The 23,271-nt window shown below is 70.4% G+C and carries 25 protein-coding genes and 1 pseudogene; 11 read left to right on the top strand and 15 right to left on the bottom strand.

The window, feature by feature from the left end:
• The first annotated feature begins 128 nt into the window (after nt 1-128).
• Complete coding sequence (locus tag ACWD26_RS27325) at nt 129-1,220, top strand: LacI family DNA-binding transcriptional regulator (RefSeq protein ID WP_451274465.1); 1,092 nt, start codon at nt 129-131, stop codon at nt 1,218-1,220.
• A gap of 144 nt (nt 1,221-1,364) precedes the next feature.
• Here ACWD26_RS27325 and ACWD26_RS27320 read toward each other — a convergent pair whose 3' ends face one another.
• The 3 genes from ACWD26_RS27320 to ACWD26_RS27310 form a co-directional block, all read right to left on the bottom strand.
• Nucleotides 1,365-2,180, bottom strand: coding sequence for an SAM-dependent methyltransferase (locus ACWD26_RS27320; protein ID WP_451274463.1), 816 nt, complete (start codon nt 2,178-2,180; stop codon nt 1,365-1,367).
• 124 nt (nt 2,181-2,304) lie between these two features.
• Entirely contained in the window at nt 2,305-2,517 is a 213-nt protein-coding gene (locus ACWD26_RS27315) for a DUF397 domain-containing protein (protein ID WP_451274512.1), read from the bottom strand.
• A gap of 49 nt (nt 2,518-2,566) precedes the next feature.
• Nucleotides 2,567-3,442 (bottom strand): helix-turn-helix domain-containing protein, encoded by an 876-nt coding sequence (locus ACWD26_RS27310; protein WP_451274461.1) that lies wholly within the window; start codon nt 3,440-3,442, stop codon nt 2,567-2,569.
• Between the two features lie 479 nt (nt 3,443-3,921).
• Here ACWD26_RS27310 and ACWD26_RS27305 point away from each other — a divergent pair, with 479 nt between their 5' ends.
• Complete coding sequence (locus ACWD26_RS27305; protein ID WP_451274460.1) at nt 3,922-4,380, top strand: ATP-binding protein; 459 nt, start codon at nt 3,922-3,924, stop codon at nt 4,378-4,380.
• 172 nt (nt 4,381-4,552) lie between these two features.
• A pseudogene (locus ACWD26_RS27300) lies at nt 4,553-4,654 on the top strand (PfkB family carbohydrate kinase); the annotation flags it as partial.
• Nucleotides 4,655-4,723: 69 nt separating this feature from the next.
• Here ACWD26_RS27300 and ACWD26_RS27295 read toward each other — a convergent pair.
• The 3 genes from ACWD26_RS27295 to ACWD26_RS27285 all read right to left on the bottom strand — a co-directional run bounded on the left by ACWD26_RS27295 (nt 4,724) and on the right by ACWD26_RS27285 (nt 6,146).
• The gene (locus tag ACWD26_RS27295) at nt 4,724-5,326 is read right to left on the bottom strand and encodes a GTP-binding protein (RefSeq protein WP_451274458.1); all 603 of its coding nucleotides are present in this window, start codon (nt 5,324-5,326) and stop codon (nt 4,724-4,726) included.
• Between the two features lie 44 nt (nt 5,327-5,370).
• The gene (locus tag ACWD26_RS27290; RefSeq protein ID WP_451274456.1) at nt 5,371-5,799 is read right to left on the bottom strand and encodes a roadblock/LC7 domain-containing protein; all 429 of its coding nucleotides are present in this window, start codon (nt 5,797-5,799) and stop codon (nt 5,371-5,373) included.
• Nucleotides 5,800-5,873: 74 nt separating this feature from the next.
• Nucleotides 5,874-6,146 carry a hypothetical protein gene (locus ACWD26_RS27285; RefSeq protein ID WP_451274454.1) on the bottom strand — a complete coding sequence of 91 codons (273 nt, stop codon included), beginning with the start codon at nt 6,144-6,146 and terminating at the stop codon, nt 5,874-5,876.
• 797 nt (nt 6,147-6,943) lie between these two features.
• Here ACWD26_RS27285 and ACWD26_RS27280 point away from each other — a divergent pair.
• A complete protein-coding gene (locus ACWD26_RS27280) occupies nt 6,944-8,179 on the top strand; it encodes an acyl-CoA dehydrogenase family protein (protein ID WP_451274452.1) in 1,236 nt (411 codons plus the stop codon).
• A gap of 143 nt (nt 8,180-8,322) precedes the next feature.
• Here ACWD26_RS27280 and ACWD26_RS27275 read toward each other — a convergent pair whose 3' ends face one another.
• From ACWD26_RS27275 to ACWD26_RS27250, 6 genes are all read right to left on the bottom strand, one after another.
• On the bottom strand, nt 8,323-8,907 hold the full coding sequence (locus tag ACWD26_RS27275; RefSeq protein WP_451274450.1) for a GAF domain-containing protein: 585 nt from the start codon (nt 8,905-8,907) through the stop codon (nt 8,323-8,325).
• 37 nt (nt 8,908-8,944) lie between these two features.
• Nucleotides 8,945-9,547, bottom strand: coding sequence for a GTP-binding protein (locus ACWD26_RS27270; RefSeq protein ID WP_451274448.1), 603 nt, complete (start codon nt 9,545-9,547; stop codon nt 8,945-8,947).
• On the bottom strand, nt 9,525-9,893 hold the full coding sequence (locus tag ACWD26_RS27265) for a DUF742 domain-containing protein (RefSeq protein WP_451274446.1): 369 nt from the start codon (nt 9,891-9,893) through the stop codon (nt 9,525-9,527). Before ACWD26_RS27265 ends, ACWD26_RS27270 begins: the two co-directional genes overlap by 23 nt.
• 4 nt (nt 9,894-9,897) lie before the next feature.
• Nucleotides 9,898-10,332: a roadblock/LC7 domain-containing protein gene (locus ACWD26_RS27260; protein ID WP_451274444.1), complete on the bottom strand. Its 435-nt coding sequence runs from the start codon at nt 10,330-10,332 to the stop codon at nt 9,898-9,900.
• Nucleotides 10,319-12,031, bottom strand: coding sequence for an ATP-binding protein (locus ACWD26_RS27255; protein WP_451274442.1), 1,713 nt, complete (start codon nt 12,029-12,031; stop codon nt 10,319-10,321). The genes ACWD26_RS27260 and ACWD26_RS27255 overlap by 14 nt, the downstream gene beginning before the upstream one ends.
• A gap of 717 nt (nt 12,032-12,748) precedes the next feature.
• Complete coding sequence (locus tag ACWD26_RS27250) at nt 12,749-13,705, bottom strand: helix-turn-helix domain-containing protein (protein WP_451274440.1); 957 nt, start codon at nt 13,703-13,705, stop codon at nt 12,749-12,751.
• A gap of 365 nt (nt 13,706-14,070) precedes the next feature.
• On the opposite strand from ACWD26_RS27250, the gene ACWD26_RS27245 reads away from it, so the two are divergent.
• Genes ACWD26_RS27245 through ACWD26_RS27225 form a run of 5 tightly spaced genes read left to right on the top strand, consistent with a single transcriptional unit; the run spans nt 14,071 to nt 18,169 of the window.
• Nucleotides 14,071-15,432, top strand: coding sequence for an ATP-binding protein (locus ACWD26_RS27245; RefSeq protein WP_451274438.1), 1,362 nt, complete (start codon nt 14,071-14,073; stop codon nt 15,430-15,432).
• Complete coding sequence (locus tag ACWD26_RS27240; RefSeq protein ID WP_451274436.1) at nt 15,429-15,842, top strand: roadblock/LC7 domain-containing protein; 414 nt, start codon at nt 15,429-15,431, stop codon at nt 15,840-15,842. Before ACWD26_RS27245 ends, ACWD26_RS27240 begins: the two co-directional genes overlap by 4 nt.
• A complete protein-coding gene (locus ACWD26_RS27235) occupies nt 15,839-16,234 on the top strand; it encodes a DUF742 domain-containing protein (protein WP_451274434.1) in 396 nt (131 codons plus the stop codon). Before ACWD26_RS27240 ends, ACWD26_RS27235 begins: the two co-directional genes overlap by 4 nt.
• A complete protein-coding gene (locus tag ACWD26_RS27230) occupies nt 16,212-16,814 on the top strand; it encodes a GTP-binding protein (protein ID WP_451274432.1) in 603 nt (200 codons plus the stop codon). Before ACWD26_RS27235 ends, ACWD26_RS27230 begins: the two co-directional genes overlap by 23 nt.
• Nucleotides 16,815-16,864: 50 nt before the next feature.
• On the top strand, nt 16,865-18,169 hold the full coding sequence (locus tag ACWD26_RS27225) for a cytochrome P450 (RefSeq protein ID WP_451274510.1): 1,305 nt from the start codon (nt 16,865-16,867) through the stop codon (nt 18,167-18,169).
• A gap of 636 nt (nt 18,170-18,805) precedes the next feature.
• On the opposite strand, the gene ACWD26_RS27220 is transcribed toward ACWD26_RS27225, so the two are convergent.
• The gene (locus tag ACWD26_RS27220) at nt 18,806-20,053 is read right to left on the bottom strand and encodes a cytochrome P450 family protein (RefSeq protein WP_451274430.1); all 1,248 of its coding nucleotides are present in this window, start codon (nt 20,051-20,053) and stop codon (nt 18,806-18,808) included.
• Nucleotides 20,054-20,250: 197 nt separating this feature from the next.
• On the opposite strand from ACWD26_RS27220, the gene ACWD26_RS27215 reads away from it, so the two are divergent.
• Nucleotides 20,251-20,640 carry a hypothetical protein gene (locus ACWD26_RS27215; RefSeq protein WP_451274429.1) on the top strand — a complete coding sequence of 130 codons (390 nt, stop codon included), beginning with the start codon at nt 20,251-20,253 and terminating at the stop codon, nt 20,638-20,640.
• Nucleotides 20,641-20,725: 85 nt separating this feature from the next.
• On the opposite strand, the gene ACWD26_RS27210 is transcribed toward ACWD26_RS27215, so the two are convergent.
• Both ACWD26_RS27210 and ACWD26_RS27205 read right to left on the bottom strand, forming a co-directional pair.
• Nucleotides 20,726-21,193, bottom strand: coding sequence for a DUF6114 domain-containing protein (locus tag ACWD26_RS27210; RefSeq protein WP_451274427.1), 468 nt, complete (start codon nt 21,191-21,193; stop codon nt 20,726-20,728).
• Nucleotides 21,193-21,852, bottom strand: a complete 660-nt coding sequence (locus ACWD26_RS27205) for a DUF6230 family protein (protein ID WP_451274425.1) — start codon at nt 21,850-21,852, stop codon at nt 21,193-21,195. The genes ACWD26_RS27210 and ACWD26_RS27205 overlap by 1 nt, the downstream gene beginning before the upstream one ends.
• A gap of 739 nt (nt 21,853-22,591) precedes the next feature.
• On the opposite strand from ACWD26_RS27205, the gene ACWD26_RS27200 reads away from it, so the two are divergent.
• A complete protein-coding gene (locus ACWD26_RS27200; protein WP_451274423.1) occupies nt 22,592-23,245 on the top strand; it encodes a Tat pathway signal sequence domain protein in 654 nt (217 codons plus the stop codon).
• The last annotated feature ends 26 nt before the right edge of the window (nt 23,246-23,271 follow it).

Raw genomic sequence — 23,271 nt, 5'->3', positions numbered from 1 at the left:
GGGATGGGAACGGGTAGGGGCGGCGGGGGCGAAAACCACCAGACCTATCCTGTGGCCCCGGCCAGAACCACAACCAGAACACAGCCACAACCACACCACCCGAACCCCGTCGAAAAGGAAGCAGCCGCATGCCCCGAAGCGCCACGGAAGGCAGCGCGGCCGGAGGCCACGGCGAAGCCACCCGCACCCGCAGCCGACGCAACTTCGCCGGTTCCCGCCCCGTGATGGACGACGTCGCCCGTCTCGCCGGCGTGTCCAAGCAGACCGTCTCCCGTGTCCTCAACGACAACCCGGCGGTCCGCGCGGAGACCCGCGAGGCCGTGCTGGAGGCCATGCGCACCCTCGGCTACCGGCCCAGCCGCAGCGCCCGCTCGCTGGCCAGCGGCCGGACCCGGATGCTCGGGGTGATCTCGTTCGACGCGGCACGCTACGGCCCCGCCTCCACCCTGACCGCGATCAACACGGCGGCGCAGGCGGCGGGCTACCTGGTCAGTTCCATCGCCCTCGACACGGCGGACCGGGACACGGTCGTCCAGGCGGTCGACCGGCTGTCGGCCGAGGGCGCGGACGGCATCATCGCGATCGCCCCGCAGCGCCCGGTGGCCACGGCGCTCGCGCAGGCCCGCCCGGACACCCCGCTGGTCATGCTGGACAACGGGCTCGGCGACGGCACCCCCGTCGTCTCCTCGGACTTCACGGCGGGCGCCCGGCTGGCGACGGAACACCTGCTGGGCCTCGGCCACCCCACCGTCTGGCACATCGCGGGCCCGACCGGCTGGACGTCCGCCGACCGACGCGCCGAGAGCTGGCGGGAGACCCTGGCGAAGGCCGGCGCGCGTATTCACGAGCCCCTCGTGGGCGACTGGAGCGCCGACTCCGGCTACGAACTGGGCCGGCGCCTGGCGGGCCGCCCGGACGTCACCGCCGTCTTCGTCTCCAACGACCAGATGGCCCTCGGCCTGCTGCGCGCCCTGCACGAGGCCGGCCGTCGGGTTCCGGACGACGTGAGTGTGGTCGGCTACGACGACATCCCGGAGGCGGCGCATCTGCTGCCGCCGCTGACGACGGTGCGTACGGACTTCTCCTCGATCGGCACGATGGCGCTGCGCTTGCTGTTGCGGCAGTTGGACGGCCCGGAGCCGACGGGGGACGCTCCTGCGCAGGGCCCCGTCATCCCTGTTGAGCTGATCGTTCGCGAAAGTACGGGGGTGGCGGGGTAGCCCGCCTATGGGGGCGCCGCGATTGTGTGCCGGGCGGCCGCGGGTCCGTTGTGGCTGGTCGCGCAGTCCCCGCGCCCCTTCGGGGCGCGCCCCCCTGGTCCGGCATCGAGCGCCGGGCCAGGGGGCGCGCGTCCTAGGCCTGGATCACGGCTTCCGGGCGATCGCCCCGTACATCGCGATGTCCTCGTCGCGGATGTTCTGCTCGCCGGTGCCGTCCGGGTGCCACTTGTGGACCTGGACGATGCCGGGTTCGACGAGTTCGAGGCCCTCGAAGAACTCGTGGGCCTCGTCGATCGTGCGCAGCCGCATCGGCATGTCGCGGGCCGCGTACTCGCGGGCGACGCGGCCCACCTCCTCGGGCGCGAACTCGGCGGTGCCGATGGTCATCGCGAGGTAGCTGCCCGAGGGGAGGGGTTCGAGGAGACGGCGGACGATGCCGACCGCGTCGTCCTCGTCCAGCACGAAGTGGACGATCGCGATCACGGTGAGCGCGACCGGCTGGGTCAGGTCGAGGGTCTCCAGGAACTCGGGGGAGCCGAGGACGGTCTCCGGGTCCTGGAAGTCGGCCTCGATGTAGGCGGTCTTGCCCTCGGGGGTGCTGGACAGCAGCCCCTGGGACAGGGTGAGGACGATCGGGTCGTTGTCCACGTAGACGACCCGGGACTCGGGGGCCACCGACTGGGCGATCTCGTGGAGGTTGGGGGAGGTGGGAATGCCGGTTCCGATGTCGAGGAACTGGCGCATGCCCGCCTTCTCGGCGAGCCAGCGCACCGCGCGGTTCATCCAGTCGCGGTTGGCGCGCATATGGACCGGCAGGGCCGGCCACTCGTGCGCCATCGCGTCACCGGCCTCCTTGTCGGCCGGGTAGTAGTCCTTGCCGCCGAGGATGTAGTCGTAGATCCGCGCGGAATGCGCGTGCTCGGTGTCGATCCGGTCGGCCGGCCATCCGTTGTCGGGCAACGCCGCCCCTCCCATCAAGTCGTGTCGTTCAGGTGCACGGTCGGGCAAAGCCAGGGGTTCGGCAATCGAAGAACCCCGGGTTCCAAACAGGTGGTGCGTCAACGAGCCATGTCAGCAAGGAAGTTCAGAGCAGGAAGTCGGCCTCGCCCGCCTTCACTCCGGCCAGGAAGCTGGTCATCTCAAGAGGGGTGAAGAGCAGTGCGGGGCCGTCCGGGTCGGTCGACTGGCGTACGGCGACCCGGCCGTCGGCGAGCTTCTTCACCTCCACGCAGGCACCGCCCGCGTCGTCGCTCCACGGTCGGTGCCAGTCCTTGGCGCCGAGGTCACGGGCGGGCATGCCGTTGCGGACGTCGTGGTGTACTCCGTCGGTTATGCGGTGGTGCACGTCAGAGCTCCTTGCGTATCGCACCGAGGAGGGCCTCGGTCTTGCGGGCGGGCGCCGACTGCGCGCCCAGCCGGTCCAGGGCCTCGCGGTAGACGACGACGTCGTCCCCCTTGTCGAGGTACACCGCGCCCACCAGACCGCTGAGGTAGACGATGTCCGGCAACTCGGGTGCCCTGAACCGGAAAAGGTGGAACGCACCGGCCCGCATCGCCGGATGCGGACCCTGGTGGAACGGCATCAACTGGACCGTCACATGCGGCAGACGGTTCAGCTCGATCAGATGGTCGATCTGGGCGCGCATCACGTCCGGTCCGCCGACCGGCCAGCGGAGCACCGTCTCGTCCATCACCACCCACAGCCGGGGCGGTTGCTCACGGGTGAGGAGTTCCTGGCGCCGCATGCGCAGCGCCACCCGCCGCTCGGTGTCCTCGGTCGCCGCGTGCGGATTGCCGGCGCCGAGCAGGGCGCGCGCGTACTCCTCGGTCTGGAGCAGGCCGTGCACGAACTGGGCCTCGTACGCGCGGATCTGGAGTGCCGCCTGCTCCAGGCTGAGGTAGGCGGCGAACCAGTCGGGCAGGACGTCGCGGTAGGTGTGCCACCAGCCGCGTTTGTTGGCCTCGCGGACCGACTTCAGGAAGGTCTCGATCTCCTGCTGGTCCCGTACGCCATAGACCTGGAGCAGTTTCTCGACATCCGGGAGGCGGAGCCGGGCGACCTTGGCGGCCTCCAGCCGGCGGATCGTGGAGTGGCTCACCCCGATCGCCTCGCCCGCCTGCTCGAACGTCAGCCCGGCCCGGGTGCGCAGCTCCTCCAACTGTCTGCCGAGGATCATGCGCAGCACGGAGGGGGCACCGCCCCAGTCGGTCTCCGCGGTCATGCCCACCCCCTCCCCTCACACCGAGCACAGAGGTCGTGTCGAACGGTCTTGCGATGCTTGCGCACTTTCCTTCAAGGGTTGCGCGTTGTTGCACGAGTCGCTTCGAGATCGCAGTCTGACACGATCTTGGCTCGAACGGCGTCGGTATGCGACCCACAAATTGCAAATTTCAACTTGCTGGTTGCGAGGTGTTGTTCGCGGATGCCACAGTGGACACACCGTCACGGCTTCGGTGAACGCTGAGGCTGCGCGGCCAGGTTGGGGGAGATGTGGCCGCAACTCAGCACTGTTCGCCGCGAGTTGCACGTACTCGGGGCGAATGGCGAGACGGCCGTGGCGCCGGCACCGCTCCGGTGCGAAGGGCCGACGAAAGGCATACGGCGATGGCTCCGCCCACCCTCCCCCAGTCCACGGACCGGTTATCCCCGACCATGTACCCACCCCTTGGAACAGAGGCCTACGAACCCCACCGAGCGGGCGTGTTCGGACTGCCCGCGGTGCCCGCCTCGGCGGGCGAGGCCCGCAGGACCGTCAGCGAGTTGCTCGGCGAGTGGGCGGTGCGTCCGGAGACCCGTGAGGACGCCCTCCTGATCACGTCCGAGCTGGTCACCAACGCGCTCACCCACACGGACAGCGAGTGGATCGTGTGCCGGCTGCACCTCACCGGCCGTCGGCTCCGGATCGAGGTGGAGGACCAGAACAGCGGTCACGCACAGCCAGCCCGGCGTCGTCCGGGCCCCGACGACCAGAACGGGCGTGGGCTCATGCTGGTCGGCATGCTCAGCAGCGACTGGGGGGTGCGTGACACCCCACAACGGTCCGGTCGCGTCGTCTGGGCAGAACTGCCGTCGGAGGGCCGGGAAACCGCCGATCCCGCCCCTCCGACGGCCCCGTACGAGAACGAAGGTGTTGCCTTGACCGACCCGTCCTGGACGTGATCGCTCCGCTCGGAAAGCCGCGATACGCCGTCCGGAGCGGCCGCGGCTGCCGTCGGGCGGCTGCGGGTTCGCTCGCGGCTGGTCGCGCGGTTCCCCGCGCCCCTTCGGGGGCGCGGCCGTTACGGTGCCTCCCCAGCGAATCCGTCGCCGCTGGAGGCAGGTTGCGCACCGAGTCCGGGAGCCGTCACCGGTCGTGGACTCCAACGGCGCGGGCGACGCCTTCGCGGCGGGCTACCTCTTCGGCCGGCTCACCGGCCGAGCGCCGGACCGCTGCGGTCCTCCTCACCCGCGCCGAGGAACTTGCGGCCTGAGGCTCAGTCCGGCCCGAGGATCGACCTGAGGCTCAGCCCGGCCGGAGGCCCGCCGCCACCAGTCGGGCCTCCATCTTGCGGCGGGCCGCGCCGAGCACCGCCAGCAGAAGCTCCTTGCTGGACTGGCGCCGGCGTACGTCACAGAGGAGGACCGGGACGGTGGGCGCCAGGTCGAGTGCCTGGCGGACCTGCTCGGCGTCGACGTCACGGTGGCCGTCGAAGCAGTTGACGCCGACCGCGAAGGGAATGCCGCGGGACTCGAAGAAGTCGACCGCCGGGAAGGAGGCCTCCAGCCGCCGGGTGTCGGCGAGGACCACGGCCCCGAGCGCCCCCGTGGACAGGTCGTCCCACATGAACCAGAAGCGGTCCTGGCCCGGCGTACCGAAGAGATAGAGCACCAGTTCGGGCGAGATGGTGATACGGCCGAAGTCCAGGGCGACGGTGGTCGAGACCTTCTTCTCGACGCCCCTGAGATCGTCGACGCTCCGGCCCGCCGGGGTGATGTGCTCCTCGGTCGCCAGCGGGGTCACCTCGCTCACCGAGCCCACCATGGTGGTCTTGCCGACGCCGAAGCCGCCCGCGACGAGGATCTTCAGGGCGGTGGGTACGACCGGCTCGGAGCTGACGGACACCATCCATCACCCTTTCGACGAGTTTCAGGCCCGGCCGCCGTCGCGGCTCACGCGTCCTGCACGTAACCGGACGGGGTCTCCGAACGGGGCGCCGCGCTCAGGTACTTGCCGACCTGCTTGACCAACGTGCCCATCTCGAACGCCATCATGCCGACGTCCACCTCCTCCGAGGCGATCGCGGCCAGCCGCGCGCCCCGGCCCGCGGCGGTGACGAAGAGGAACGCCCGCTCCATCTGGATGACCGTCTGCTGGACCTCGCCGCCGTGGAAGTGGCGGGCCACCCCCCGGGCCAGGCTGTGCATGCCCGAGCCGACCGCGGACAGATGCTCCGCGTCGTCGAACCGGATGTCCTTCGACTTGCCGATGAGAAGGCCGTCCCCGGACAGCACGATGGCGCAGCGGATCTCGGGTATGCGTTCCACGAGCCCGTCCAGCAGCCAGTCCAGTTGGGGACCGGGTCGTTCCTGCTCTGTCATGTCCTGCGTGTTCCTCACGGTCGGTCGGCGCCAGGGGCGGCGCCGGGTCGTCGGGGCGCTGGGGGCAGCGCCCGTCAGGCGGCGCCGGGGCCGGGTCGTGGTGCCGGCCGGTCGTCGGTGTCGTCCGGGGCGGCGAGCCGGGCGCGTGCCGAGCCCCGCTGGATCGCCACCATGACGCGGGCCAGGGCGTCCGGGCGGAGCGTGTCCTCCGCGTCGTCCTCGCCGGGGACTTCGGCCGCGGCGTCGTCGCGGAGCCGTGGGGCGTGCGCCGCGCTGCGGTTCCGCCGGGGCAGGCCCTGGGGGAGGGGCTGGGCGCCGGGTTCGGTGCGGGGAGTGTCACCACTCATCGGGGCCACCGTGTCGTACCGCGTGTGCGGCCGCCGTGGGGGTGCCTGGCATCTGATTCCTCGTACGACAGCGAACATCCGATGGCGATGGGGGGTTGCCGTGAGTGGTCCCCGGCGTCCCCTCTGCTCCGGCTGGACACACTGTTGATGGATGTCAGCGGGCGGACGGAACGGTATCAGGAGCCGAGCCCCGTCGTCAGTACCCGCTGACTGCAACTTCGTCACCACCCCGCGACCGGCAACGTCCCTCCGGGCGGCAGCAATTGACGAGGGCTTCGGAGGGGGGACGCGCGGGTTCGGACGGCTCGGCGGAGCGAGAGCTTCCGGGGGCACTTCCGAAAAGCTGACTTGTCGACACAGCAAGGCCTCGGAATCGGCACTGTCCAGCCACATTCCCCTCCGGGGGGCGTGGCTTGAAATCTATGGCGACCTGATCAAACATGAGCAGACGTCGCGACAGTTTGGTATTTGGCGGTGCACAGCGCTGAGGGAAGACCCTCTGTGGCGGGGTGTGCCTGGTGGTCGGGGTCGGCGCGTGCCCGATTCCGGGTCGGGGCAACCGTGCAAGTTCAGATGGGAAAGTGTCAAAATGCGGACATCGCCGCCCTCATGTCTCACATTCCAGCTCAGATATCAACTGTTCATGTTTCGGCCAAACCCCCTAAACGATCTTGGCGTGAGAGGTTGATTTGTAGACCATGTTGCACATCGGGCATCGTCTCCCCCAACGGAACAAGGTCCGACGCACAGCCACCGCGTCTCCCCCGGACGCGGGTGAACGCCTAGAAGGGCTTGGCGTGGAACACGTCTTCACAACCCAGGACCACGAGGACCTACGGCAGCGCGTACGCGAGTTCGCCGAGCGAGTGGTGCGCCCGCTGATACCCGAGATGGAGGCCTCCCGTACCGCACTGGTGGGGCTCTCCCGACTGATCGCCCAACAGGGCTGGATCGGCGCCACGATCGATCCCGTGTACGGCGGCATGGGCGCGGGTCATCTCGCCAAAACCGTCATCATCGAAGAACTCTCCCGCGTCAGCGGCGCGATGGGGGCCATGGTTCAGGCCTCCCAGCTGGGCGTCGCCAAGATCGTCCACTTCGGCGACGAGAGCCAGAAGAGGCACTGGCTGCCGAGGATCGCCGCGGGAGAGGTGCTGCCGACCATCGCGGTCACCGAGCCGGGGTCGGGGGGCCATGTAGCCGGCATGGAGAGCAGCGCGGTACGGGATGGTGACGACTACATCCTCAACGGCCGCAAGGTCTTCGTCGGCAACAGTCATGTGGGCGACGTGCACGGTGTCGTCGTCCGCACCGGCCCGGGCTCCAAGGGCATGACCGCCTTCCTCGTCGAGTCCGACCGGCCCGGCTTCTCTCTGGCGGAGCAGGTCCCCTCCATGGGCCTGCACGGCTTCAGCTTCGGTGAGCTCATCTTCGACAACTGCCGTGTGCCCGCCGCCAACCGGCTCGGGCAGGAGGGCGAGGGACTGGCCGTCGCCTACTCCTCGTCGGTGCTCTACGGCCGCCTCAACCTGACCGCGGTGTCCCTGGGCATCCACCAGGCGGTGTTCGAGGAGACCGCCCGGTACTGCGGTGAGACACAGCGCTACGGCCAGCCGTTGGGGCATCTCCCCAACATCAAGATCGAGCTGGGGCGGATGCTGCAACGCCTCACCCTCGCGCGGCAGAGCGCCTATCTCGCGGCGCACCTGCTGGACCACGGGCGGCCCTGCGACGTCGAGTTGATGGCCGCCAAACTCTTCAACGTCGAGTCGTCCATCGAGTCGGCCCAGGCGTCGGTGAAGATGCACGCGGCCTGCGGCCTGTTCACCGACCGCCCGGTGGAGCGCTATCTGCGCGACGCCTTCCACATCTACGCACCCGCCGGCACCTCCGAGATCCAGGGGCTCAGGCTGGGTGAGTTCGCCCTCGGTGAGAACAAGGGCCAGTGGTCCGAGCGCCTCGCCGACCTCGTCCGTACCCCGCAGGTCGAGCCGCGGGAGATGGAACCCAGCCCCGTCGGCGAGCTGGTCTAGGCTTCCCTCCGGTCTCGTCCACCGGGCGGGGCCGGCAGGCAGAGAAACCGCGGACACAACGTCGTGTCCGCGGCTTTCGTGTGCCGGGCGCCCGGCGGCCCGCTTCCCCCTCGACCCGTCGGACCGGCGGTGCCCGGTCGGGCTCAGCGGCCGGTGGCGATGGCCTGGATCTGGTCGGACATCTCCTGTGCCATGTGCTTGATGATCTCCAGCCGCTGCCGTCCCCACGTACGGGAGTCGGTGTCGACCACACAGATCGTGCCGAGGTTGATCCCCGCCAGGGTGTCGACCAGCGGCGCGCCCATGTAGGAGCGGATGCCGATCTCGTCGACGACCGGGTTGCCCGCGAACCGGGGATAGTCGCAGACGTCGTCCAGCACCAGCGCCGCGGTCCGCTTGACGGTGTGCGGGCAGAAGCCGTGGTCGAGACGCATCTCCCGGCTCATCGAGGTCTCGGCCGCCTGACCCTGCGAGATGTTCACGGGCCCGGCGTCCGGCGTGTAGAGCCCGGCGAAGAACTGGCGCCTGTCGTCCACGAAGTTGACCATCGCGTACGGCGCGTCCAGCTCCAGGGCCAGCCGGCGCGCGAACGCGTCGAACTCGGCCCGGGGGGTGTCGGCGAGCCCCAACTGGGCGAGCCGGGCGGCGCGTTGCGGACCGGCTGGATCCTCGGGGGTGAGGAGCAGACGGTCGAGCGGTGGCTCATAGGAGGAATAGGGGCTGTTCATCAGAACTCCGTTCGGGGTCGGCTGAGTCGAGTAGGGATCAACGGAGCGCGGGTGGCTGGTGCGTCGCCACTCCGGGTGTCATGCCGAGCAGGTGCTGCACGAGTTCGACGAGCACGCCCGTGCCGGAGCTGCAGTGCCGGGCGTCGCAGAACACGATCGGTGCGTTGGACTTCAGACCGATGGCGTCGCGGACCTCCTCGGTCGAGTACTGGTACGCGCCGTCGAACTCGTTCACCCCCACGACGAACGGAATCCCGCGCACCTCGAAGAAGTCCACCGCTGGGAAGCACGCTTCGAGCCGGCGGGTGTCGGCGAGCACCACCGCGCCCAGCGCCCCGTCGGACAGCTCGTCCCACATGAACCAGAATCGTTCCTGCCCGGGGGTGCCGAACAGGTACAGGACATGCTTCGAGTCGAGCGTGATACGGCCGAAGTCCATGGCCACGGTGGTGGTGGACTTCTCCTCCACCCCGTAGAGGCTGTCCGTACCGGCACTGGCCGTGGTGATGACCTCCTCGGTGCTCAGCGGCGCGATCTCGCTGACCGCCCCGACGAAGGTCGTCTTGCCCACCCCGAACCCTCCCGCCACGAGGATCTTCAGGGCGGTCGGGAAGGGGTCAGAGCCGTGCGCGTAGGCCATCAAGGACCGCCTCCAAAACTTCTCGGTTGGCGGCGGAGGCCGCCTCGACGGCACGGGGCGCCCGTGCGGTGAGCGCCTGGTGCTGCACCAGGTCGGACAACAGGACTTTGGTGACGGCGATCGGGAGGTTCATCCGGGCGGCCACCTCGACCACCGGAACCGGCCTGACGCACAGGGCGAGCACCAGGTCGTGATCGGGGCCGAGGTCGGCGAGCGGCCGGCTGCCGGTGGCCATCACCAGGGTGAGCAGGTCGAAGGATGTGGAGGGTCGAGTGCGCCCGTTGCTGACGGTGAACGGCCGGACTAAGCGTCCGGCCTCCTCGTCCAGGAACAGCTCGTCCGTCATCGCGTCACATCCCCGCGCTGGACGGCGCGGTCGTACGGCGGGCCGGGGTGGCGAGGAACGGTTGCACGGCCCGGATCAGCATGCCCATCTCGTAGCCGAGCGTCTCCGTGTGCGTGGTCGAGTCCGCGGTGACCGCCAGCACGGCGCCGTGGCCGGCCGAGGCCACGATGAGGATGCCGTTGTGCAGCTCCACGATGACCTGCCGGACGGTGCCGCCGTTGCCCAGCACCCTGTCGTGGCCGAAGGAGCGGCCCAGGGAGTTGAGCCCGGAGGCTATGGCGGCCAGCCGGTCGGCGTCGTCGCCGGCCAGGTCCACATGCGCCTTGCTCAGCCCGTCGGAGGAGAGCAACAGTACCTGCCGGGTGCCGGGCACGGTCTTCTTGAGGTTCTCCAGCAGCCAGTCGATGTTCTGTCCGGTGGGGTGGCTATCGCTCACCATGGTGGGGTTCTTCTCCTTGCGGTTGGGGCGAGGCCCAGCGGGAGTCGTCGACGGGGATCACGTCGGAGGTCGCGCCGGCGAGACCGAGGCCTCGATTGATTCCGGCCAGGAGGCCGGGGCTGAAGTTCAGGTCCTGCTCGTTGGTCTCGGGACGCGGAAGGGGCCCGTTGCGCAGCTCGGGGGCGAGGTGTTCCATGGCGCGGCGCTTGGGCAGGACCGGCCTGGCGGGCGAACCGGACCCGTGCGGGACGGCCTGCGGGCGCTCGTAGCCCGAGGAGGGGCGGTACTCGGACCGGACGTCGGGGGCCGGTCGCGCCCGCTCGTGCCGGGCGGCCGGCGGGGGAGGCGCGGGGGTGGCCGACGGGGGCGGCGCGGGGGTGGCCGACCGCTGCGGTGCGCCGGCGGGGGGACCCGACCGGGAGGGGAGGGTGCCGGGGGGACCCGCGTGCGCGTGGGACGGTACGGCGGCCGGCGGAGCGGAGTGGGACGGGGTGGAGTGGGACGGGGCCTCCCAGGCCGGCGCGGGCGCCTGCGGCCGGGGTACGGCGGGCCGTGGCTGGGCCGGTGGCTGTGCCTGGGGTGCGGCGGGCCGCGCCTGGGCCGGTGCCTGGCCCTCCTCGTCGCCCAGCAGCCCCTGCGGGAGGACCAGGATCGCCTGGACACCGCCGTAGATGTTGCCCCGCAGTTCGACCGCGATGCCGTGCCTGCGGGCCAGTGACGAGACGACGAACAGACCGATCCGGCCGTCCGCGAGGAGCTTGGCGACGTCGATGCGGTCGGGGTCGGCGAGCAGCGCGTTGATCCGGTCCTGGTCCTCCTGGGGGATGCCCAGGCCTCGGTCCTCGACCTCGATGGCGATGCCGGCGGTCACCCGGCGGGAGCGCAGGAGGATCTGGGTGTCCGGGTGGGAGAACATGGTGGCGTTCTCGACCAGCTCGGCCAGCAGGTGGATGACGTCGGCGACGGCGTGGCCGCGCAGCGTGCCCTCGATGGGCGGCACCAGCTTGACGCGGGAGTACTGCTCGACCTCGGCGATGGAGGAGCGCAGGACCTCGGTCAGCGTCACCGGATTGGTCCACTGGCGACGGGAGACCGCGCCACCGAGGACCGCGAGGTTCTCCGCGTGCCGGCGTATTCGGGTGGCCAGGTGGTCGATGCCGAATATTCGGCGGAGCAGGTCCGGGTCCTCGACCTGGTTCTCCAGGTCGTCCAGCTCGCGGATGGTGCGGTGGACGAGCGACTGCAGCCGACGGGCCAGATTGACGAAGACCTCGACCTTGTCGCTGTTGTCGTCGGTGGTGGCCTGGAAGTAGCTCGCCGCCCAGACGAGAGCTTCGCGGGCCCGGTGCTGGGCCGCCGTGACCTCGTACTCCAGCTGCTGGTACGGGTCTTCGGCGCGCGGTGCCTGGTAGGCGAAGCCGCGGGAGAGCAGCTGCTCACCCCGCTTGAGCCGGGAAAGGTCCTCGTCGAGCGCCCAGTTGCCGCTGGTGAGGGCCTGCCGCAGCGACTCGGTGCGCTTGGCGTCGGACCGCGCCTGGGACCTGGCCGCCATCACGGCCCCGACCAGGCAGCCGCAGCCGAGGACCGCGCCGCCTGCCAGCACACCCCAGGTGGCGGCATCGGCGGTGCCCTCCTGCAGTCGCAGGACGGTGCCCGTGACGGCGGTGGATATTCCGGCCATGAACGCGGCGGGGAGCACGGCGAGCCGTGTCAGCCGGGGCCGGGGTGCGGAGGAAACCGCGGAATCCGACGCTCCGCTCCTTCCGTGCCGGGGGCGGGACGGAGGCGTCGTCGGGTCCGGCCGACCATGATCCGGGGTCGCTGCGAAGGGTGGGGGTTCAGGCATCGGATTCCTCTCGATCAGCCAGTACGCGACAGAGTAGCGAAGAACGTCAACTATCTGACCAGCGGTCCTAGACGCTCAGGGGAGGTCTGTCACCTGAAGTGCCGTCAGTGGCGGCAAGGTCTGCGACGCCTTTCTACCGCCTCTTCACGCGGGGGCGCCGCAACAGTTCTTCACACCTCGGCCACGGGGTCGCGTCACCTGTGAAAGAGAGGGCGCCCGGCGGTGAGTCGCCTGCGGTTCCGTCGGCGCCGGCGCCCGGTCCGGGCTGTCCGGCGGGGTGCGAGGCGCCGGTTTCACGCCACTCGGCCGCCTGGCGTGCGAGGGCAACCGGACCTGAGAGCAGGCTCGTTGGCTCAAAAAGGGGACGGTTACACATGGTGTGCACGATGCGTCCCAGCAACATTCACACCAAGAAGGCGGAAAAGGGCGGTGATCGACTTCCGGCTACGCTTTGACTAAGCTTTAGATTTCAAGGGGCCTGTGGAGGGAGAGGGTGTGAGAACCTACTCGCCGGGTGCTCCCGCGGTACGGGCGTCATGTCCAACTCCCCTGACTTCGGGAGGAGTTGGGTCAACGCATGCTCTGGCGCATCTCCCGTGGGCTGACTCCGTAGCGTCGTCGGAAGGACGTGCTCAGGGCGCTCGCTGAGGAGAAACCGGCGGAGTAGGCGAGATCCGTGATCGTCATGTGCTCGCACTCCGCGCACAGTAAGCGGTCCCGCACCAGGCGCAGCCGCTCCTCGCGGATCAGTTCGCGGGGCGTGGTCCCCGCCTTCTGCAGGGCCAGTTGGATCTGGCGCAGCGACCAGCCGAGGGCGCGCGCCACCGCCGTACCCGTGAGGTTCGGGTCGGCCGCGTGGTCCCGCACGTAGCGGCGGACCATCGCCTCCACCTCGCCCAGCTGCCCGGGGGCGTCGGGGCGGTCGTCACCGGCGGTGAGCATGCACACCAGCTCCACGATCCGGTCGGAGACGGCGTTGAACTCCGGGTCGGTGAGGTGCTCCCGCTCCTCGTGCAGACCGGTCAGCATCGAGCCGACGATACGGCCGAGACCCAGGGAGAGGTTCAGGCCGCTGGCGACGGGCGACCTGCTGTTGAGCCGGCCGTCCACCTCGCGGGCCGGGATGGTGAAGATGAACGCGTCGATGTCGTCGCTCTGGAGACACTGGAAAGGCAAGGCGAAGGTGACCAGCGCCGCGGTGCCCGGGGTCAGCCGGGCCTCCTCGCCGTCCTGCCGCAGGATGATCTCGCCGCTCTTCGGCAGCAGCAGCCGGTAGTCCTCGTCGGGGTCCTGGCGGACCTGGCGCGGGGTGCGGGTGTACTCGATCTCGTCCGACCGGTACGTCACCAACTGGTACGTGTCAGTGCGCTGACGGACGGTCTCACCGCGGAAGTTGTCCGAGCGGGAGTACCTGAATCCCATCCGGGACTGGTACGTGCCGATCCGCTCGGTCCAGAAGTCGGCGCGCTCGCGCGGCGCCAGCTCCTCGGTGGTCAGCGCCTCGACGCTGTAGCTTCCCGCGGGCAACGCTGCTCCTCCCTGGTGCCGGGGCCTTCGACGACGTCCTCGTGGTCTCATACGGTCCCCGACCGGAGAATCCTCAACTGCTGATTGATCAACGATGGTTACCGTCCGGTCGAACCCGGAGGGCACCCTAGCGTGGCAAGCGGTTGCTGTGCCGCCAGGCCGCCATGGCCGAATATGCCGGGGTCAGTGTCACGCCTTCGTCCGGGTCCCTTGCGTCATTCATGCGCCCTGTGGCAACTTCCGTGCGCGTCACCGAAAGGACCCGCACGGTCGTCGAGCTAGCGTCGGGCGCTCCGTCAACTCCCGCCCGGCGTCCTGGACCCGCGGACGCCTGGGGACTTGAGGACGTAAGGACTCGTGGACTCATGACCGAACCGATACCGCAGGCGGTGACCTGGGCCCTGGCAGCGGCTCTGTTCGTCACCGCCGTACTCCTGCTGCGTCAGCACGGGATCACCAGACGGCAGCGCCGACGCAACGCCGTCCTGGCCGACGACGTGCGGGACCGGGAGCAGGAGCTGCGCCACCTGGTCACGGTCCGGCTGCCGGCCCTCGCGAACCACCCCGGCCAGAGCGTCCCGGGCGTCGGGCCTCTCGACGCCCGGTTCGCCGAGACGGAGTTCGGCAAGGGTCTGGACGAGGTACTGGCCCGCTTCACCGGCGCCGTCGAGCACGCGCAGGTCCGCGCCGACCAGTCCGCCAAGGCCGCACTCAAGGCGTCGATGCGCTCGATCCAGGCCCTCGCCAACGAGCAGCAGGTCTCCATCTCCGAGATGCAGGACCGCCACGACGACCCCGACGTGCTGCGCGACCTCCTCGAAGTCGACCACACCAACGCCCAGTTCGGCCGCCGCGCCCAGGCCATCGCCGTCCTCTGCGGCTCCTGGCCGGGACGGCAGCGCGCCACCTCCCCGCTCGTCGAGGTCGTCCGGGGCGCCACCTCACGCATCCGCGACTACCGGCGCGTCCGCGTCCACGGCCAGGTCGACCTCGCGGTGGAGAGCCGCGCTGTCGAACCGGTCGTCCTCGCCCTCGCCGAACTCCTCGACAACGCCGCCCGGCACTCCCAGCCCAACACCACGGTCGAGGTCAACGTCCAGCACGTGCACAACGGCGCGTGCGTCATCGTCGACGACGCCGGCGTCGGCATGGACGGCCGTGCCGTGGAACGCGCCACCCGCCTGCTCGGCGGGCGCGGCGAGGTGGACGTCACCCGCCTCGACGACCCGCCCCAGTTCGGCTTCGCCGTCATCGGGATGCTCGCCCGCAGGTACGGGTTCACCGTCTCCGTGGACACCCGCTCACCGTACGGCGGTGTCCGCGCGGTCGCGTTCCTGCCCACCGCGCTGCTCACCCACCTGGAGCCCGCCGCCCCGGAGGAGCCACGGATCGCCCCGACACCCCTCCCGGACACGGCTCCCGCTACCGCCGCCGGCCCCGCTGTCGCCGGGAGCACCGTCGAGGGCACCACCGAGGGCGGGCTGCCCAAGCGCCGCCGGCGCACCCCGAAACGGACGGCCGCCTTCGCCTCCGCACCCGCGCCGGCCGAGGACATCCCCGGCCGCTCGCCCGAGGAGAACGCCCGCATCATGGGCGCCTTCGCCCGCGGCACCCGCTTCGGCCGGGCGGCCGGACGCATCCTCGACGAGGACGAGTACGTCCCCGGCTCCGCCGCCGACTCCGCCCGGCCCGCCCCCCACGACAACGAAGGGACCCCCCACGCATGATCGAGCCCACGACCAACGAGCTGGGCTGGATGCTCGACGACGTGCTGCAGGTCCCCGAGGCACGGCACGCCATCCTGCTCTCCGCCGACGGCATGCTCCGCGCCCACTCCGCCGGCATCGCCCGCGACGACGCAGAGCGGCTCGCGGCCGGGCTCTCCGGGCTGCAGTCCATCAGCCGCAGCACCGCCGAGTTCTGCGGCTCGACGGACAGCCCCTGGCGGCAGACCCTGATCGAGTTCGGGCACGGCTTCGTCTTCCTGGTCGCGGCCGGCGAGGGCGCCTATCTCGCGGTGTCCACCGGCGACGAGGTCGACATGGAATCGGTGACCTACCGCATGCACAAACTCGTCGACCGGCTCGGCAGGCAACTGACCAGCCCGGCGCGGCAGGACACGGGCAGCAGGACATGACGCCCCGCCGCCGGCCCGAGGGACGCCTGGTGCGGTCGTACGTCGTCACCGGCGGGCGCGCCCACCCGACCCGCAACACCCTGGACCTGGTCACGCTGCTGGTCGCCGCCACCGATCTGCCGCTGACCGGCCCGAACCCGGAGACGCGCCGGGTGATGGAGCTGTGCCGGCCCGGCGCGCTCTCCCTCGCCGAGGTCGCCGGTCATCTGGGGCTGCCGGTCAGTGTGACCAAGGTGCTGGTCGCCGACCTCATGGACAGCGGCCACATCGTCACCCGCGCACCGTCCCCCACATTCGAACGGACCCACCCGGGGGGAGGCCCACCGGCCACCCGGCCGTCCGACGCCAGCATCCTCCAGGAGGTCCTCGATGGGCTCCGCGCCCGCCTCTGACGACGTCTACCTGCGGCCGACCGTGAAGACGGCGGTCAAGCTGCTCGTCGTCGGTCACTTCGCGGTCGGCAAGACCACGTTCGTCGGTACGCTCTCCGAGATCCGGCCGCTGCGCACCGAGGAGGTCATGACGCAGGCCGGCGCCCCGGTCGACGACCTCGCCGGCATCCATGACAAGACCACCACCACGGTCGCCATGGACTTCGGCCGGCTCACCCTCGACGACTCCATGGTGCTGTACCTGTTCGGCACGCCGGGGCAGCAGCGCTTCACCAGGCTCTGGCAGGACATGACCCGCGGCGCCGTCGGCGCACTGGTCCTCGCCGACACCCGGCGCCTGTCCCACTCCTTCGACGTGATGGGCGTCCTGGAGGAGCTGGACCTGCCGTACGCGGTGGCCGTCAACGACTTCGACGGCGCCCCCGTGCACGATCTGGACGAGGTGCGCGAGGCCCTCGACCTCCTGGACGAGACCCCGCTGGTGCGCTGCGACGCCCGCGACCGGGTCTCCTCCACCCGGGCACTGATCTCCCTCGTCGAGTACCTGCTGAGCCGCGAGACCGAACTGGAGCACGTGTGAGCGCCGCATCACCGTCCGGCCCGCCGCCGGGCTGCCCGGCCCACCGGTCCATGCACGGGCCGGAGTTCGCCGCCGACCCGGCCGCGTTCTACCGGCGCGCGCGTACGACCGGGCCGACCACACCCGTCGAGCTGGCACCCGGCGTACGGGCCACCCTCGTCACCTCCTACGAGGCCGCCCTGCACGTGCTGCGCGGCACGGAGACGTTCGCCAAGGACGCCCGCCGCTGGAACGACCTGAACGACGGTACCGTCCCTCCGGACAGTCCGGTCGTGCCGATGATGATGTACCGGCCCAACGCCCTGTTCTCCGACGGCGAGGAGCACCGGCGGCTGCGCGGCGCCATCACCGACAGCCTGGCCCGGGTCGAGCCCCACACCCTGCGCGACTACGTCGAGCGCAGCGCCGACACCCTCATCGACCGGTTCGCGCCCACCGGCAAGGCCGACCTCCTCGGCGAGTACGCGCAGGTCCTGCCCCTGCTCGTCTTCAACCGCCTCTTCGGGTGCCCGGCCGAGCTCGGGGTGAGGCTCGTCGAGGGCATGTCCGGCATCTTCGACGGCGTGGACGCCGAGCGGGCCAACGAACTGCTCACCACCACGCTCCTCCAGTTGGTCACGCTCAAGCGGAAGCAGCCCGGGCCGGATGTGACGTCGTGGCTCACCCTGCATCCGGCCGGGCTCACGGACGAGGAGATGATCCACACGCTCGTCGTCCTCATGGGCGCCGGCACCGAGCCGCAGCAGAACCTCATCGCGGGCGCGCTGCGGCTGCTGCTGTCCGACGACCGCTTCGCCGGCGACCTGTCCGGTGGCAGCCTGCCCGTCGAGGACGCGCTCGACGAGGTGCTGTGGACCGACCCGCCGATGGCCAACTACGCCGTGCACTACCCGAGGCGCGACGTGACGTACGAGGGTGTGCTGCTGAAGGCGGGTGACCCGCTCGTCGTCTCGCTGGCCGCCGCCAACACCGACCCGGCCCTGACGAGCGACCAACGCAAGGGCAACCGGGCCCACTTGGCGTGGAGCGCCGGCCCGCACCAGTGTCCCGCGCAGAGTGAGGCCCGACTGATCGCGTCGGTGGCGGTGGAGAAGCTTCTGGACCGGCTGCCCGACGTGGAACTCGCCGTACCGGTCGAGGCGTTGGAGTGGCGCCCCGGCCCCTTCCACCGGGCGCTCGCCGAACTGCCGGTGACCTTCCCGCCGACGTCCGTGGTCGGCGCGCCCGCCGAGGTGCCCGCCTCTCCCATGGGCCGCGCGACGGGGCCGTACGGCCCCGCCACCCGGCCGACGCGGGCCCCCACCCGCCCGAAGAACGGCTGGTCCCGACTGCTGGCGTGGTGGCGCGGAGAGTAGAGACCGCCGCACGCGTGGGCTGTGGGGGCGGGGCGGTGTCCGTGAGGGGGGGCGCGGACGACGAGGGTCGTCTGTGAGGGGGCGCGGGCGGGGGGGTGTCTACGGGGTGTGGTGGACGGCCCGGTCTGTGAGGTGGCGCGGGCGGGAGTTGCCCTGGCGCCGTGGGTGGGTGTCGTGGACGATCCCCGTCCATCAGGTGGCGCGGACGAGGATCGTCTGTGAGGTGGCGCGGGCGGGGTTGTCTGTGAGTGTCACGGAGGTGTCGTCCGTGGGGTGGCGTGGACGCCCCCCACGGTCAGGAGATGCGGACGGGAATTGTCGTCAGGCGTCGTGGACGGAGGCCGTCCATCAGGCGATGAGGCCGGGGGATTGTCCGCGCCTTGGGCCGCGGACGCCCCCGTCCGTCAGACGATGCGAACGGGGGGTGTCCGTACCGGGGGCCGTGGACGGAGGCTGTCCGTCAGGTGTCACGCACGGGCCGTCCGTCGGCGTGGCGCACGGGCTGTCCGTCAGGTGTCGCGACCGGGCTGTCCGTCAGGTGTCGCGCACGGGCCGTCCGTCAGGTGTCGCGCACAGGCCGTCCCTCCAGCGTGGCGCACGGGCCGTCCCTCAGGCGTCGCGGACGGACGTCGTTCCTCAGGCGTCGCGGACCGGAAGGTGGCGGTGGCCGTTGGAGATGAATGACTCCACGTGCCCCAACTCCTCGTCCGTGCCGGCCAGTCGCAGTGACGGGAACCGTTCGAAGAGTGCCGGGAGCGCGAGGCGGGCCTCCATCCGGCCGAGCGGGGCGCCCAGACAGTGGTGCACCCCGTGGCCGAAGGCGAGGTGCTCCTTGTCGGCACGGGTGACGTCGAAGACGTCGGCGTCCTTCCCGTGGCGCTCGGGGTCGCGCCCGGCGGCCGCGTAGGCGGCCAGGATCGGGTCGCCCTTGGCGATCACCACGCCTTCGGGGCCGCCGAACTCGGCGAGGTCGAGGTCCTCCACGGCGTAGCGCAGCGGCAGGCTCGCCACCGGCGCCTGCACCCGCAGCGTCTCCTCGATCACGTCGTCCCAGGTCGCACGGCCCTCCCGGACATGGGCCAGCTGCTCGGGGTGGGTCAACAGGGCGTGCACGGCCTGGTCGAGGAGGTTGACCGTGGTCTCGTGCCCGGCGCTGACCATCAGGACCAGGGTGTCGAGCAGCTCCTGCTCGCTGAGCCGGGTGTCGTCCTCGTCGCGCGCCGCGATCAGCCCGCTGGTGAGGTCGTCGCCCGGCGACTCCCGCTTGGTGGCGACGAGTTCGCCGAGCACGCCGTACATCCGCTCGTAGGCGGCGGTCATCTCACCCGGCCCGGCAGACGTGTCGAACAGCTTGTCCACCAACTCCCTGAGCACCAGCCCCCGTTCCTCGGGCAGACCGAACAGCTCACTGATCACCTGGATCGGCAGCGGGTAGCAGAACTCCTCCCGCAGATCGACCGTCTCCCCGCGCCGGAAGCCCTCCTCGACGCGGGCGAGCAGCTCCTCGGTGATCTCCTCGATGCGCGGCCGCAGCGCGGCCGTCCGGCGCGCCGTGAACGCCTTGGAGACCAGGATGCGCAGCCGTTTGTGGTCACCGCCGTACGCGGTGAACATGTTCTGCACCGCCACCCAGGTGAACAGCGGCCACTCCGGGGTGATCTCCCCGGCGGCGAACCTCGGCCAGTGCCGCCGCGGGTCCTTCGACACCCGGGGGTCGGTGAGCAGGCGTTTGAGCAGATCGGGGCTGCTCACCGCCCAGGCCTCGACATCGGGCGGCCCCGGAAGCACGACCCGGGTCGCCGGACCCGTCTCGCGGATCCGGGCGGCCTCACCGTGGATGTCACGGCCGGTCGCGTCAATCACCAGGGGGCTCGGCTGGCCCATGGGGGTCCTCCTGCGGTCGAGAGCGTCCAACAGCACAACGTAGAAGCCCGGTCACGCTACGGCTTGGTAGCGTCGCCGGGCGAGATCGTGCGCCGTGCGCTGCGTACGGCGGCAACTTCCGTGCGCGTGCTCGCAAGTCGGGTCCCGGACCGACTCCTAGGATCGGGCTCACCCCCCATGAAGAGCCGGTGAGCGCCATGACTGTCAGCAGGGCCCCCCGCTGGATGTGCTACTACAGCCCCGAAGTCCGCACCGTGCCGGCCGGCCGCTGGTGGAACGCCGTGCGCGTGCCGGCCGCGCTGGGCGCCCTCGCGTTGAAGTTCCTCGGCGACGAGACCGGCGCCGTGATCAAGGACGGCTACGGCGGCATCATGTACTGGCTGGTCCTCCCGGGCGACGCCGCCGAGTGGCGTCTGCCCGACGTCCAGGTCCTCGGCCGAGGCAGCCACGTGGCCGTCCCACCCCTGCGCCGCACCTCGGGCCCCGGCCTCTACTGGCGCGTCCCGCTCTCCCACGACACCTACTGGACCGACACGTCCCGCCTCCGCAGGGCCCTGACGGAGGCGGCGGCCACGGCGGCCCTGTGAACGCCGATCCCCGCACCCGAACTGAGGGCGCGGGGAACCGTGCCGATCGCCCGCGTACTACCCGTACGCGCCGAACGAACCGCGACTATCCGAGCTCCGCGGCGTGCTGTTCCGGCTGTTCCGGCTGTTCCGGCTTTGCGGGCTTTGCGGGCTGTGTGTGCTGTGTGTGCTGTGCGGGTTGTTCCTTCTGCTTCGCGGAGCGCTTCCGCCGAGGCTCCTGGTCTGGGAGCCAGCCGAAGGCCAGCACGCTGCCCACGGCCCCCATCAGCAGCCCCACGACGAAGCCGCCGATGTTGGACGTGAGCCAGGTGCCCAGCGACAGCAGGATCCCGAGGATGGAGTAGAACAGGCGCTGAGCGGGGTTGAAGATGATCAGCAATCCGCACACGATCATCAGCGTGGGCAGGAGGTAACCCGCCAGTCCCTGCATACCGATCTTCAGGATGACCGGCAGCGGCGCCTTCATGGTCACCAGGATCTCGGCGCCGCCCAGCGCCAGCAGCAGGCCACCGGCGAACGGCCGGTGCCCCCTCCATTCCCGGAAGTCGCTCACTAGTCGCAGCCCTCGCTCTGGAACCTCATGTGCAGGTCGGGGAGCTTGAAGACGGCAGCGGTGGCGGCGTAGTTGTGCTGGTAGAGATCGGTGATGGTCACCGTGTCGGCCTGCTGGCCGTAGACACCGGGCTGACCCTGCTGGTCGACCTTGTCGAACGTGCTGGAGTCACGGCCGATCTCGATGTTGTTGAACGAGGCGTCGCCCGAGATGTCGTCGGAGTCGATCGCCAGGTTCTTCACGCTCACCGGCGTGCCCTTGTTGCCGGCGCTGAGGACCAGCTGGATGCCGCCGAGGTCGACGCTCTGGCAGAGGTTCGTCAGCTTGCCGTTCTTCACGACCGAGGTCACCACCAGCACCTGACCGCCGGTGTCGCCCTCGTTCGGGCTGTTCTCGATCATGTGGTCCAGCGCGCCGAACTGGGCGAAGCCCTGCCCTTCGAGCTTGTCCGCGGTGACGACGAACGGCATGCCCGAGATGGCGAACTGGACACCCAGAGCGCCCTGCGCGGTGAGGATCATCAGACCGGCGGCGACCGCCGTGGCCGGCACCGCCATCACGGCGGCGCGCTTCAGGCGGACCCGCCCGCGTCTGCCGGACGCTTCGGGACCCTCGGGTCTTTCGTTGGTGGACGCCGTGGCGTCCGAGGACGAGGCCATGTGTGCTCCCTGGACTTCCAAGTCATTGCAGATGGGGCTTCGACGGCACGTTGTCCTGGCGCGGACAGCGGTTGCGGCGCACGCCTGAGCACACCTCCCGTGGGTGCAAGGGCTTACTTGCTACGCCGCAGTAGCCATTCGGGAAGTTACCGGTGGTTACTTTCAAGGGTCAAGGCGCTTGTGGCAAAAGGATGTTGGTTGTGCGGCACCTGTGAAAGGTGAACATCTCTCACCTTTGCTTTTGTCGTCGACAACCTCCGCACCCGGCCGCTTGGGAAGCGGTGACTGCTCATCAACTTCCTTACGATGCCTTGACGTTGGCTCTTTCCCAGGTCTACAACTCATCGGGGTTTCCCCCACGGATCCGTGGCGCCGGATCCGACGCGCAGCGCATGTCACCGTCCCGAGCTCCCCGTCGCCAACGGGGTGCGGGTGACCACCTGAACGCACTGCGCGGCCCACGCAGCACCATCCCTCGCCGCGGTGCCGGGCACGGTCGCCTTCCCCTCCACTGGGCCGTGTCCGGACCCCCGGCTGTCGCTGTCGATCCGTCACGTACGGAGAAGGCGTGCCACGGATCGGCAGCGGCCGTACGGCGCCGTGCGGCATCGCCGCGTTCCCCCGCGCGAACGGTGTCCCCTCGCGCGCACCTCATCGCAGCTCACGCTCGTCGAGGGCTGTCACCCGCACCTTCCGAGGACCGTCACCCGGCCCTCACTTCCTGAGAAGAGGCACCCCCATGCGTACGCGATCCCTCCTTGCCCTCGCCGCCGGCACCGCCGCCCTGATGGTGTCGGCCATCAGCCCCGCCTCCGCCGCCGACACCGTGCTCACCACCGGCGGTCCGGCCGGCGACGCGGTCGCGGTCGGCGACGTCCTCAACGCCTCGCTCGCCTCCGGCACGGCCGGCACTTTCTACTCCAGCGCCACCGGCACGAGCGGCATCTCCTGCGCCCAGTCCAACTTCAACGCCACGGTGACCGACAACCCGGCCGCGCCCGGTACGGCCACCGAGTCGGTCACGGCCCACACCTTCGGCAGCTGCACCAGCAACGTCTTCGGTGTCACCGGGGTCACCAGCATCACCGTCAACAACCTGCCCTACACCACGACCGTGACCTCCGGAGACGTCGTCACGGTCCTGCCCGCGGAGGGCTCGGTCCTGCAGACGACGGTCGTCCTGAGGACCCTGCTCGGCAGCATCAACTGTGTCTACCAGGCGGCCAGCATCACCGGCACGGCCAGCGACACGGACAACAGCATCTCCTTCGCCGCGCAGCCGTTCACACGGACCTCCGGCTCGTCCCTGTGCTTCAGCACCGGTTACTTCACGGCCAAGTACGCGCCCGTGACGGACGCCACCCAGGGCGGGGCCTCGGTCTACGTCAACTGACGTGAACCACCGGGCAGTCGGCTGCC

Source organism: Streptomyces sp. NPDC002787, from assembly GCF_053592095.1.
The sequence above is the reverse complement of the archived record's forward strand: the minus strand, read 5'-3'. Positions and strand labels throughout refer to the sequence as shown.